We start from the raw sequence: 13688 nt of genomic DNA, 5'->3' as shown, positions 1-13688 counted from the left end.
TTGCTTCTATGAAGGGACACAATCCAACTCGACCGCACTTACCGAGCGTGCAGGAAAACGCCAGCGCAAAATCTCTTCCTTTGCAAGCACTCGCTCCCTGGGCTTGAAGACATCCGGATTCTTGTGACTGATTTCCTGCCGGGGATTTTCCGGCGCGATCTCGAAAACTCTGCCGCCAGTGACAACCATTCCATCAATTGCAAAGGTCGTATCAATCGCTCGTGAGTAGTCCATGTTGGCCACATGCAAAAAGATTTTATTACCTGTCCGGCTGGCGGCAACATCCAGACTCGAAGGCAGTGTCCTGACTTTCAATCCTTGCTTTCCGTTATGCTTTTTAAACAAGCGCATGATCGCACCCGCGGGAAGAAGATAACTGACGCCTCCTGGCACCTGAAGGATCAAAGCATTGGTGGTCCAACGCGAGCCATTGAAATCAGCGGCGGTGCAAATCTTCACCCGGTCACCATGGCGTTGATAGAGGTTGAGAACGCGTGCGTGATAAACACCCGTCAGCCATTCGGTCAGAAGCGGATTGGCGTTGTGTGGTGTGAGACTTAGATGCCCCTCGGTGATGGCGATGGGCAGTTGGGATTGATGCGCATCCAACTCAGCTTCGAGCGCCAGAAGCTTCTTTTCGACGCGCTCGTGCACCATCTCCATTAATTCTTCCCATGCCCGTTCCGGTGCATTTTGATACTCAAAGCCGTTCAACACGGTGTCCTTGCGCATCGGTGTCTGTCCCATCATGTGGATCGCCACATAATTTAAATGCTCACCTGCCTGCTTACATAACTCCCCTGCCCACCCATTGTCACCCCAACCGATCAATTGGATTGCTGGGTCACGCTTACGCATCGCCTTCGCAAATTCAAGCGTTGCTGCAATGGATTGATCCCGGGTGAACCCGCCCTTTCCGTAACTCGTTTCATTTCCCAACTGCCAGAGTTTAATCCCATAAGGTTGGTCGTAACCATGTGCTTTGCGCTCAGAGCTCTCCGGATCATTCGCATACGAAACCCATTCCGCTGCCTCTTTCGCATCGGCCGTGCGATTCCCTTCCCGTGTGTGCGCGTAATGTTGAAAACCGTCACTCAGAAAGTTTACGCAATACAACGGTTCCGCTGCGATGCGCCGGCAATAATCGACAAATTCATGCGTCCCAACGCGATTGGTTTCCTTTCCACCCCAGACATAATTGCGCATCCAGGGGCGCTTCTCCACCGGCCCCACTCCTTCGCGCCATTTGTAATATCGACTGAACAATCCGCCAAAACGAACCACATCAGGCGCCAAATCTTTGCTGGTTTCAATAAAGTCTCTCCGCCAATCATCAGCATCATACGACCAGGATGCCTCCACGGAGGAATCCGTTGTTCCCAGCGGTTCCATGAACTGCATGTACAGATAAGGAGAAATGTCGAACAGCGGTTTTGTATCCACGACGATTGCATTGCCGGAATCCCTGGCTTCACCTGCTTGTGCCGCGGCCAGACTGCTTAGTTCTCCGCTCAGTCCCAGCCCTGCTGCCAGACCGGTGCAGTTTTTCAAAAAGGTTCTCCTTTTCATGGCCCAAGAATCACGCGATAGAATCTCTGATCATAATTTGTTTCATTGGGTTCCGTGAAGAGGAATGGTGTGAGCGGCGAATTTGTGCTCCAGACTGTCGTCCAGTTTATCAAGTTGGTGGAACCCAAAACTGTATAATCCGGTCCTACGTCACCGGAAATGAATAATTTGAACGGGCCGGGTCCGGGAGTTTGCAAGTTCAATCCCGGTTGCGACGGACGAGTCACCGTGACCCAAAGACTCTGGGTGGCACTCAAATTCGGTGTGCCATTATCCGTAACTCTCAAGCTAAGTAAATTCGAAGTCCCTCCCTGCGATATTGCAGGACGCCACACCAAAACACCGCTTGTTGCATTCAGACTCACTCCGACCGGAGCCGCAACAAGGCTGTAGTTGAGCGATTGCGGCGGCAGATCAGGATCGGTGGCGCTGTTGGTAATTCGCAGTATGTTTCCGGCAAGTATCGTCCGATTCGAAATTGCCGCAAGCGTCGGTGTGGTATTGATCAATGCGATGATCTCATTCGAGGAAAGGACATAATTGTAAAGACGCACATCATCCACAATTCCAGCCAGAAAACTTCCACTTCCACCCGTTTGAATCGCTCCAATTCTCAATCCAGCTGAAGCCAACCGCGGCCCCGTCGGTCCAGTGGTAGTGGCCTGCAATACTCCATCGACATACAGATTCATCTGCCCCGAACTTTCATCCCGCGTCGCCGCGAGGTGATGCCACACTCCATCGTTGACAGAGCTAATGGAAGAAATCGTGGTATTCGGATTTCCCACTCCGAATCCGAACTTGCTGCCGATGAGAGAAGTCCCAAAGTCATTGGTCGCCCCAGCCACTTCGCCGTCAACAAATCCCTTGCCATTAAACCATTGCCCGGTTCCACCCGTCGTCGTTGTCTTGGCCCAAAATGCGATGGTGAAGTTGGTTTTAATTGAATTCGGAATCTGAACATAACCACTGACGCCATCCATATTCAGGGCTTGAGCGCCCACCTTGCCAGTAACAAACGTCGCATTCCCGTTGATAGTTCCGTTGTTGCCATTGCCGCTAATGTCCTGGGCATTGCCATCGAATGGGTAATAGGCGGCGAACGTTCCGTTTACAGTTACCGCGAATGTCTGTTGTGCAGTGGCTAAACCATCGCTCACCGTAACCGTGATTGTCGCCATACCAATCTGGCCGACCACCGGTGTTACAGTAATTGTGCGATTCGCACTGCTGCCGCCAAGCACTATGTTCTGATTCGGAACCAACACTGTATTGGACGATGCGGCCGAAACACTTAATTGATCTGCCGGGGTTTCCGCATCACCCACGATAAAGTTGATTGGCCCGGTGGTGGAATTCCTGTTGACGGCAAGCGATGCAATGAGAGACATGGTTGGTGGAACGTTGATGGCAATCACGCCCTGAATTTCGGAGCTTGATAAGACTCGAGAGTAAAGACGCACATCATCGATCACTCCGGCAAAATATCTTCCATCAAGGGTATTGCCACCAATGTGAATCACCGGATTCGCATTCAGGGCGCTGCCACTGCTGCCCATTCCCGTCGCATCCAACTGGCCGTCTACATAGATCTTCATCTCGCCCGTGGTCCCATCACGCGTTGCTGCAATATGCGTCCATTGGCCGGAACTAATTTCAGTTGTCCCACTGATCGAGGTTTCAACGCCTCCTCCAGTAAAAAATGAAAGTCGGTTCACGCCCGCGGCGCTGCGAGTCGCTCCAAAAATAAAATCATTCGCTGGACCGCCCACGTCTGCCCAGATAATTCCCGTTCCATCATAACTATTTTCAGCGACCGGAAACGTTTGCGCCGTCTTGATCCAGCAGGCAATGGTAAAATCCTGCCTCAAGGCATTGCTGATCTCCACGTAATTGTTAACTCCATTAAACGTCAAAGCCCCATTGTACAAACCCGGTCCCCATGCACCTGAATTCATATTGAAGAGGACACCATTATTCGCATTGCCGGATGCATCGCTCGCAACAGTACCAGAACTCTCATCAAAGCGCAGCCACGTCAGCAGAAACGAATCCAGGTTGTGATAATCCACCACCAGCAAATTGGAGGGATAGTTGGTGTGTCCGGTTCCATCCAGGACCTGACCTCCCGGCAATTGCAGCGTGATGCTCCCTTCATTTTGGGGATTAATCCTCAAGGTATAATTGGTGCCGCTACCAGAAAACGAGATGATCTGTCCATTGACAACTTGGAACATATTTGAGGTAAGACCACTGATCGACCTTGTAAATTCCACATCCACATTAAACGGACCGGTGACCACCGAATCTCCTGGTTCTTCTCCAAGGACCAAAGCAACACCTGGACCGGGAGGCAGGCTGTTGATCCAATCGGCCAGAACTTGAATTGCGTTGGTATCCACGACGTTCTTGGCCAGCGGCGGCATTTGAAATTGCCCCACCCGACTGGCCCGGTTGTGCATCATGGAGTGCGCAATGTCTCCAGGAACCAGAACCTGGTCAGACGGATCATTGATGAACGTGTAGGTCGGGCCATAGATCAACCCCTGCTGCGCCAAAGGCGTCGCATACCGTGCATCAAAATAAGCCTGCACACCACCGGGCCTGTGGCATTGCGAACAATTGGCATCAATATAGGAACGCACGCGCGATTCCAACGAGGCCGTCGTATTCGAAATGGAAAAGGACTGGAGATAGTTCGTAATTTGGACCTCACTATAATTCGAGCCAAACATCCCGATGTGCCCCAACGCTCTGAGCTGATTATCCGTGCGGCCGGTCTCCGGATAAAAAAGGCTGCAATTGAGTTGGTGGGTTTTTACTCCTAACACATACCCGGCATTGGCGTTATGGCAGGTCAGACAATCCTGTCGACTGGGGAATTGCCAGGTTTGCGTCCGTGTCGTGCCTCCTAAACCGCTGATCTGGTAGTCAGTATTCGTTCCGGTGAGCAAGAGATCGGCATCTGATCCATCTGCGCGCCATTTGTAAGTGACGCCATAGACTCCTCCCGAATCGTCCATCACAACAAAACGGGTTTCCACGCGCCTCGTATTGCCTGGATTTAAATCATCTACCGGAAGTTCGAAGTGCTTGACGAATACAGTTCCCTTCGGGAATTGCCACTCGTTTGTTGACGAGAATACAATTTTTTCTTGCGCAGTATCATGCGTGCCATCGTTGGGCACGGCCATCCAACGCTTCTTGACTGCCCCATCGGACCAGAGTGGTGTGTTCACCGTATAAGGATGAAGACCCGGCGCTGGATTGAGGCTGGATAGATCTGTAAATGCGCCGATCTGTGAAAGCAGTGCGGGGGGCTCGGGAGTGAACGAAGTAACAGTTTTCAGTTGGAAAATGCGTCCAGCCCCCACGCCGCCAAATTTAAGAAAATAAATTTCTCCATTCGCATCAAATCCACAGGAGGAAGTTCCCCCATATACCGATCCCGAAGGCATGGTTGCAATCTGCTCTACAGAACCCAGCGTGTTGCCATCGGAACTTATAGCCCAGATGCGGCCTGAAACATTATCCACGCAAATATACCTTCCGGTCAGCCCCGGCGCATGCTCTGTGCCATGATAGACGTAACCACCTATCAAACACCCGTTGCCATTCGTATGACCATAATCCCAAACTGGAAGCTTCTCCGTCCCGATAATGGTGGCAGGCTTAGTCTTGGGACCGGGAAAAATACCTTCCAGATAAGGCCATTGGTAATTGGCGCCCGGAGTCAAGAAATCCAATTCCTCACGAGTGTCCTGTCCGGTTTCACCAATCCAAATAAGTCCAGTGGCCGGATCTTGCGAAAAGCGATACGGGTTCCTCAGTCCCAAGGCATAGTATTCCTCAAGCACGCTGCCATCCGAATTTACGAAAGGATTATTGTTCGGGACAAAATAGTTTGTAGAATAACTTTCCGGCCAGCCTGACGGTGTACTGGGATGATGAAATGGCTGGCGTCGAATCGCATGGCTCAAGGAGGAATTCTTATTTACGTCAATGCGAAAAATCCCGGACATCAGGCGTTGGTTAATAATTTGCGTTACATTGTATTGATCATTAGCGCCACCTTCATCGCCAATTGAGAAATAGAGAAAGCCATCCTGGCCAAACATCAAGCACCCGGCATCATGCCACATCTGCAGGTCCAGCTGCTGCAGGAGTATCATTTCAGAATTCGGGTCCGCCGCCATTTGACCATCAGGAACCGTAAAGCGGGAAAGCCGCATATAAGCATAATCACTATTGGCACCCAGATCCGGATTTGGTCGCCATTTGTAGGTCACATAAACAAAGCCGCGATTCGTTGACCCCGATTGTCCAAATTCCGGATGGAAGGCAATTCCAGTCATGCCGGAATCTGACACAGTGTAGAGCCGCGAACGGATATCCAAAAAAAGCCTGAGATCATTTGTCACCACGTCCCGCCGGTTGGGAAAGATGTAAATAATTCCGGGCTTTTCCACCAGCACCTGCCAATTTGTCCTGGGATATGGGGTCATATACATGGGTTGATCGAAGACCATGTTGGTATACGCCACCTCAACATCCCACTTCGCGGTTGTGTTGGGTGCGGAATGCGGAAAAATGTTGTTGAGGTACGGCCCCACCGCAGTCGCAATATCCAAACCATAGGACTGTGCGTGCAGCGGAGTTCGAACCAGCAGGCACAGCAAAATCAAAAGCAAACCCGCAAAAACCACTTGAATAGGTGCACTTTGTTGGTCTTGAGAATTGGCGGAAGACAACGAATTACGACCCGGCATTTCTTTTCCCAAAACAGACATAAATAAGTAAGAATGGCGAAAACTCCGCCGTTTGTGGCTTAAAACAAGTTGTTACATTTGCTGCAGCTACGCGAAAATAGATTTAAAATTACATTTAGCACGAGCTCTTGAAATTCGGGAGCGCGGACTCAGTCCGCGCTCCCCTGCAAACCATCGATTTTCCGCCAAAATATCCTTCTCTGCGGAAACTAATTCTTAAGCCGGTAGTATTTCATCTGCCCGGCCTTCGGCAACGTCACGGTAATGACATCGCCATTGCGAACTGGTGTCAGGCTTTCGTTCGTCCATACCGCCCCGGATCCCACGGTCGGGCTGGATTGCACGGTTGTGTACCGGGCTGCCCAACTTGGCCACGAGAGCTGAATGCTTCCACCGGTAGCGACGACCTGCATGCTGGGGAACGGAAGAATATTCGCGCCCAGTGCTTCACTCGCTGCCGCTTCGGCGGGCGTCAGTGTGCCTTCATAGATGCGGAATTCATCGTAAACACCACCGAAGTACGAATCCCCTGCGAACTGGGAACGTCCCAGCCAGTTATTCACGTCGTTAATCAAGTTCAGCGGAGTGGTAATGGCGCCCGAGAGCACGAATTGACCGTTCTGGTAAACTGAGGCAACCCCGGCACTCACGTTGTAGTTGATGGTGATGTGTGTTTCCACTCCCACCAGAAGGCCACTGGGACCGTCCAGAATGGGACTTTCTCCACCCGTTGGTGATTTCACCGTGAACCGGAATCCAGGCGCGCCTTGCGCTGCAAAGAACAGGTAGTCCAGACCACTGCCGGCTCCGTTGTCTTCACCAAAATCGAAAACACGCTGCCAATTTGCCGCCGTACTGTGCGTCACCCAGAATTCGATCGTGGCATTGGTCAAGCTCGAAATAATTCCTGCAGGCAATTGCACATAGCCATTTGCGCCATCAAGAGTAAGTGAGCCGGTGCCACTAAGCGCTGCCCCGCCATTCAAAGTGCCATCTGCACCACCGATACTATCAGCCACCGTGGTGCTGTTGGTTGCATCGCTGAAACTATAGCGATGCTTCAATGCGAAAGGCGTTGTCACCACCGTCACACTCTGCGTGTAGATCGACGAATTGTAAGTGACGCTGAGTATTGCCTTGCCCGGTCCGACAGCGGTCGCAAATCCACTGGCATTGATCCTCAACACATTTGTATCGCTTGAGGAAATGGTTGGGGCTGGAGTAGCATATGTGAACAGATTCACACCGGAAACATTCGCGAAATCAGCCAACAGTTGCACCTGCTGAGTTTGATCCACGATCATGTTGGTGGTTGCATTCAGATGCACAGCCTGCAATGCACCCGGACTGGAAACCAGATTGGTTGGTCCCGCGGCAGCATTGAGCGCAATTTGACTTGCGGACAATGAACCACTGTAGATGCGTAACTCATCAATCGATCCCACCAAAAATGGATCCGCGTTAAACATCGAACGCCCAATCCAGCTGTTCACATCATTCACCGCCGACAGCGGAATATTCAGGCCATTCAGCGAAGCTGCTAATTGATCGTTGATATAAACCAGCTCCTTTCCAGCCGTCGGATCAAACACCACCACCACATGAACATTGGTTTGGTTGTCCAGGTTCCCGGCACGGCTCGCGAATTGTCCCTGAGCACCGTCTGAAACGCTGGCGCGGATCGCATTGCCGCCGTCGTGCGGAGAGAAGAATGCGGTGGTATTCCCACCACCTTGAGCTGTCTGATCACCGAAATCGAACAGTCTCACCCAGCCATTGTTCTGCCCAAAACTTGCCCAAGCCTCCACCGTCAACGCATAATAGCCGTTGATGATGCCTGATGGGAGTTGCGCAAAACTACCTGCGCCATCCAATACCAGTTGTCCATTGGCAATTGTGGCATTTCCAAACAGCGCGCCATCCCAGGTTGGCCCACCAATTGAGTCACTCGCATCTACTGCAAAGCTATATCGATGCCCAAGCACTGCAGGCAGAATGCTCACCGTGATTGTCTGCGTATCGCTGAACGCGCCATAGGACGCCGTCACCGTGGTTGTTCCGGGTGCCACGGCTTTGATCAAACCACTTGGGCTGATTGTCACAATGTTGGTGTTTGCGGAACTGACCGTGGGCGCTCCGTAAAAGAACAGATTCACATTCGTCACATTGGCGAAATTTCCTGCCAGTGACGCCTGTTGTGTCAGATTGAGAATCATCTGGTTGGTTACCGACAAGTGCACCGATTGCAAGGCGCCCGGATTGCTCACCATCGCGTCCGGTCCAGCCGCGGTATCCAGTGCAATTTTATCCTGAGTCAATACGCCATTATAAATGCGCAACTCATCAATCGCCCCATTGAACAATGGATCGCCATTATAGAGCGACCGTCCAAGATAACTGTAAACATCCTGAACTCCCGAAATTAAAATGTTCACATTGGTGTTTTGGCCCACCAATTGGCCATTAATATAGAGATTCTCCGTGCCGGCCAACGGATTGTAAACCGCAGTGATGTGCACGTTCGACTGGCCATCCAGGACACCTGGTCGTGCTGTAAACTGCTCATGCGTATTTCCCGGGTCACCATCCGCAATCGTCATGCGGGCATCCGCACCGCCACTGTGCGGGATGAACGCCATCAGGTATCGGCCCTGCCCGGCACCATTCTGGTCACCAAACGCGAACAACTCGCACCAGTTTGCATTTGCACCAATACTGGCCCAGGCTTCTATGGTTACAGCATCCTGATTGCTGATGATTCCGGACGGCAATTGCACGAAGCTCCCGCTCGCGCTATCCAACACCACTTGGTGTCCGTCAAACGATGTTCCACCGAAAACGGTCCCATCCCACGCCGGGCCGCCAACTGAATCACTAATGTCTGCAGTGAAGCTGTAGCGATGTTGCAAGGTGGCGCTGACTGGCACAACCGTTATGATCGAGCTATCCGATTTGCCCTGGTAGGTTGTCGTGATTGTTGCTGTGCCGGCACTCACGGCCACTATCAATCCACTCGCCGAGACAGTGGCAACGTTGGTGTTACTGGAGGTATATACGATTCCAGCCTTGGTGGTTACCACGACATTGGTCACGTTTTGGAAATCCGCACTAACCGATACCTGCTGGAAGGTTCCCGCCACCATATTTGCGCGAGGAACTTGCAAGTGAACCGTTTGAATTGGGCCAGGTGACACTAACACAGTATTGGCCCCGCCCTGATAATCGTTTAATACTTCCGCAGGACTCAACACGCGGTTATAAATACGGAAGTCGTCATAGCTGCCCTGCAAATTGTTATCCCCGCTCCAGTTGGAGCGCCCCAACCAAACGTTCACGTCATTTACGGCGGTAAATGGATCGGCGGCCTTGAGGCGAACCGATTCAATGCCATTCTGATAAACGGTTACTTCCCCTGTCGCTTCGTCCCACGTCAGCGCGTAATACGTCAGCGCAAGCGAAGGAAATGCGGTCCCAAAATTTCCACCAGTATCCCGACCGACCGCGTCCACCGTTACGTGCAGGGTATTCTGATCCCCGCCATTTTGAGAGATCATCAACTCAGTGGTTCCATTAAAAGTGCCCCCTGGACCGGAAATCTCACCCGCGGTGTTATTGCCGAAACTAAACATACGCTGCCAGCCTTGTGATCCGGTCGCGGTCACCCAACCTTCAATCGTGACTTTTCCAGGCCCGCCATTGTTCGTGCTCAAGCTGGATACCAACCCATTCGGCAAATCCACATAAGGCGCCGTCGCTGAAGAACCACCAGCAAGGGAAAGTCTTGAGCCATTAAAACCAGCAGTGGCAGTGCCATAAATTCCCTGTACAACGCCATCAGCACCACCAACCACGTCAGGCACCGTCATTCCCACTGCGTCATTCGTTGCCGCCATGTTGAAAGTATACCGGTGAATCGGGAACGTTTGCAGCGGAGTTGGTGTTCCCAGCACAAACGAATTCTTTTCAAAATTGTAGTTGTTTGAAATTTGTGAAGCCGTGAGCGTGCCGCTGTGAATGCGCACTTTTCCAAGTGTCAGCGAAGCGCGCCCGGCTCCGGTGGAAACGGTGCCGTTACTTTCGCGTTGTGCGCCCAGTGTAATGGGTGTGCCAGCAATAATGTTTAAGCCACCATAGGGAGAGTCGTCCTCGGAGTTTGACAGCACGCCGTCAGCATAAACCCGCGTGGTCGTTCCATCATATGTGTAAACCAGGTGATGCCATACGCCAGCAGCGGGTGCGCCACCCGAATTGTTCCAGCCAAGGTCTGCATTGCCCCATTGTCCGGCAGCGCCAAATCCGCCACTCGTTCCATAGATAAATGCACGGTCCCGCCCATTCGATCCACGCGCACCCCAGGCCACCATGGCTTCCTCAGTGCTCACCGTGGGATTAATCGCCCAAACTTCGATTGAGCAGGGTGGATTCACTCCCACCACGCTCGCTGGCGCGGGCACAACCGCCCCGCCTGGTGCCGCCACATGCTGCATGAAACTCTGCCGGTCAAGCATGATTCCCGACGTTCCACCACTGCCACCCACATTGATGATCTGTGGCAGGCTGTCAGTTGCAATGCCAGTGGCTTCAAATACTCCGCCAACCGAGCCGGAATTCGTAATCCAGCTCAACGAGCCTGTCGGCATGCTGGATGGATCGATATTAACAAGCAGCGTGCCCGCAGTCTGAATTTGAGCGCGACTCTGCATTACAAGGCCCGCCATGGCAAAAGCGCAGGCACCAAATGTGCGTATGGTCTTCATAGTTCGTAGTGAACCGATAGTTCGGTCAGGGATTGCGGAAATCCTAGCACGGGCTCTCAAGCTGTCGTGTGCCATAAAATGGCCACAGGCGAAATCGTCCCCTGATATTTCAAACCCGTTGGCGTTTCTTGCAGGAATCCCCAGACTTTTCAAAATTGTACGCAGGCATATTACACTCCCAGGCAGCTTCTTATCCGAAGGTCCAGTGGCCGAAGCCATGGAAAGAGCCCCGAAGTAATTGACTTGATCCGTTGGAAAACTTTCCACTGCTGAAATCCAGGAAGCCTTAGGTCATTGGATGCTATTTTTTAGAATTTGCTGCTGGCAAGGTCTCGGACCTGACTATCCCCACATCCACGTACTGGCCCCCTCCTGTCTGATGACAATGGACCGCTATCAGATTGGTTCCCTGATGCAGTGTGGCCGCCGCTTCGGAAAACGGCTCCACCTGATAGTAATCCGTCACAAAACCGCTCGCTTGCGCGGCCAGCACCCCATTCAAATAAACCTCCACATCCTCGTCATGGTGCAATTCAAACTTAATCGCATCGAGGCTTCGTTCATTGACGGTAAATTCCCTTCGCAACCAGATATCCGACGTGTTCCATTTCGTGTGCACCATCGATCCAGGTGTACCAAATGTGCCAAAACCTGCCGGGCCTTCCTTCCAGTTTGCTGCATCATAATTTAACATCATCCAGTTGGTATCCGGCACTTCGAAGCTATATTTCCACGTCACCATACCGCATAACGCATCGGGCATGACAATTTGCATCGAGGCCTCACGCCTGGCTCCACTGGTCACCGGTTGAGCCACTTTCAAATCAATCTTCGCAACCGCGCGATCATAGGTCAGCAAGCCATTGCACTCGGTCTCCACATCCGTTGTCTGTGTATAAACTGCCGCGCTCAATCCCGCATACTCGTGAAAAGTCCATACGCGTTTCATCAACGCACAGTACCGTTCATTCAATGCCTCCACATTTCCCATGATCTGGTATCCCCAGGATTGCTTCGACCACTGGTGCCCCTCCATTCCCAATCCCAACCCTCCAAACTCCCCCAGCACCGCTGCCCGGCCTGACTCCCCCAGCACCGCTTCCGGTCCTGGATAACTATGTGCGTCCACCACATCTCCCGTATGTTTGTCGGTCCAACCGCTTGCATTATCAACCAACCGTGTGGGGTCTAATGTTTTTATCCATTGCACCAATCGCTCCGTGTCATACTGGCTCCACCCTTCATTGAATAACACCCACATCACAATGCTGGGATGATTGCGCAACCCTTGGAGCATTCTCCTCAGTTCTCCCTCGAACTCAGCGCGCCCCTCCGGTGTGCCATTGTTTCCGCTGGGCATGTCCTGCCATACAAACAGTCCCAGTTTATCACACCAGTAATACCAGCGATCGGGCTCCACCTTGACATGCTTGCGCGTTAAATTAAACCCGGCCTGCTTCAGAAATTCTATGTCGTAGCGCAGCGCCTCATCCGTCGGCGCAGTGTAAATGCCATCGGGCCAGAAACCTTGATCCAGCGTGCCAATTTGAAATATCGGCACGTCATTCAACGCAATGCGTGTGATCCCCCGGGAATCCTTCCGCAAACTCACCTTGCGCATTCCAAAGTAGCTGTCGACACTGTCAATCTTCCGTCCTCCCTGCCTGAGTGTCACCTGCAGGTCGTATAGAAATGGATCCTGCGGAGTCCAGAGATGCGGCGCATTAATCCTCAGCGACAATTCCTTGTTCGCCAATCCCACCACTCTTCCCACTTCCTTGCCGCCAGCCAGCGCCACCGCTTCAACCATCACATTCTCAGCTAAACTGTTTACCCCCGCCTTGACTGTCAGCACCTGGGCATCGATATCCGGGACCAGCTTGAGGTTATCAATGCACACTTTCGATACCGGTTCCAGCCACACGGTCTGCCATATGCCCGAGGTGGGTGTGTAAAATATACCTTCCGGTTTACGGGATTGTTTGCCTCGCGGTTGGTCGCCTTCAGTGGGATCCATTACGGCCACTTCAATCTCTTCCTCCCCCTCCCTCTTCAAATATTCGCTGATATCAAAGCTAAACGCGTCGTACCCTCCACGATGCGCTCCCACCTCCTTGCCGTTGACGTAAATCCAGGTTTGCCAATCCACCGCTCCAAAGTTCAGACGCACATGGCGGTCGGACCATTCCCTTGGTACGGTAAATGTCCGACGATACCAAAGTTTGTTCGTTTCATCCAAATGCTTCATCACTCCTGAAAGCGCGGATTCTAATGGATACGGAACCAAAATCTTTCCCTGGTAGGATTTAACCTCGGATGTCCCACCGGGGGTTATTGCATAATCCCAGAGTCCATTCAGATTCAGCCAATCAGCCCTCACCAATTGCGGACGCGGGTATTCCGGATGAGCATTGGTGGGATTCACCTCTTTGGCCCAACGAGTCATCAACGGCCCCTTCGCCACTTCCCATCCCTCTGCAACCACCGTTCGCACCACTCCAAAAACCATCAGCATTACCCAGGCCGCCACGGTCGCGCGCGTTGTCACGCGATTGATTCTGAATCCGGATTTTTTTTCTTTTGCCATTTCGAT

Annotated in this window: 4 protein-coding genes; all 4 read right to left on the bottom strand. The window is 52.2% G+C overall.

Translation table 11 applies throughout. The annotated features are described in order from the left end of the window. Positions 1–6 precede the first annotated feature (6 nt). On the bottom strand, positions 7–1569 hold the full coding sequence (locus CFLAV_RS02390; protein ID WP_007413004.1) for an alpha-L-arabinofuranosidase family protein: 1563 nt from the start codon (positions 1567–1569) through the stop codon (positions 7–9). Beyond that, complete coding sequence (locus tag CFLAV_RS02385) at positions 1566–6359, bottom strand: LamG-like jellyroll fold domain-containing protein (RefSeq protein ID WP_007413003.1); 4794 nt, start codon at positions 6357–6359, stop codon at positions 1566–1568. The genes CFLAV_RS02390 and CFLAV_RS02385 overlap by 4 nt, the downstream gene beginning before the upstream one ends. 188 nt (positions 6360–6547) lie before the next feature. After that, entirely contained in the window at positions 6548–11095 is a 4548-nt protein-coding gene (locus CFLAV_RS02380) for a LamG-like jellyroll fold domain-containing protein (RefSeq protein ID WP_007413002.1), read from the bottom strand. Between the two features lie 301 nt (positions 11096–11396). Next, positions 11397–13682 carry a glycoside hydrolase family 2 protein gene (locus CFLAV_RS02370; protein ID WP_007413001.1) on the bottom strand — a complete coding sequence of 762 codons (2286 nt, stop codon included), beginning with the start codon at positions 13680–13682 and terminating at the stop codon, positions 11397–11399. Positions 13683–13688 lie beyond the last annotated feature (6 nt).

The sequence above is a fragment of the Pedosphaera parvula Ellin514 genome (assembly GCF_000172555.1).
GTDB lineage: Bacteria > Verrucomicrobiota > Verrucomicrobiia > Limisphaerales > Pedosphaeraceae > Pedosphaera.
This window is presented reverse-complemented; position numbering and strand designations above follow the sequence as displayed.

Excerpts from the sequence above, each read along its gene's own strand:
- CFLAV_RS02370 (WP_007413001.1), bottom strand. The coding sequence starts at position 13,682 with ATGGCAAAAGAAAAAAAATCCGGATTCAGAATCAATCGCGTGACAACG.
- CFLAV_RS02385 (WP_007413003.1), bottom strand. The coding sequence starts at position 6,359 with ATGTCTGTTTTGGGAAAAGAAATGCCGGGTCGTAATTCGTTGTCTTCC.
- CFLAV_RS02380 (WP_007413002.1), bottom strand. The coding sequence starts at position 11,095 with ATGAAGACCATACGCACATTTGGTGCCTGCGCTTTTGCCATGGCGGGC.
- CFLAV_RS02390 (WP_007413004.1), bottom strand. The coding sequence starts at position 1,569 with ATGAAAAGGAGAACCTTTTTGAAAAACTGCACCGGTCTGGCAGCAGGG.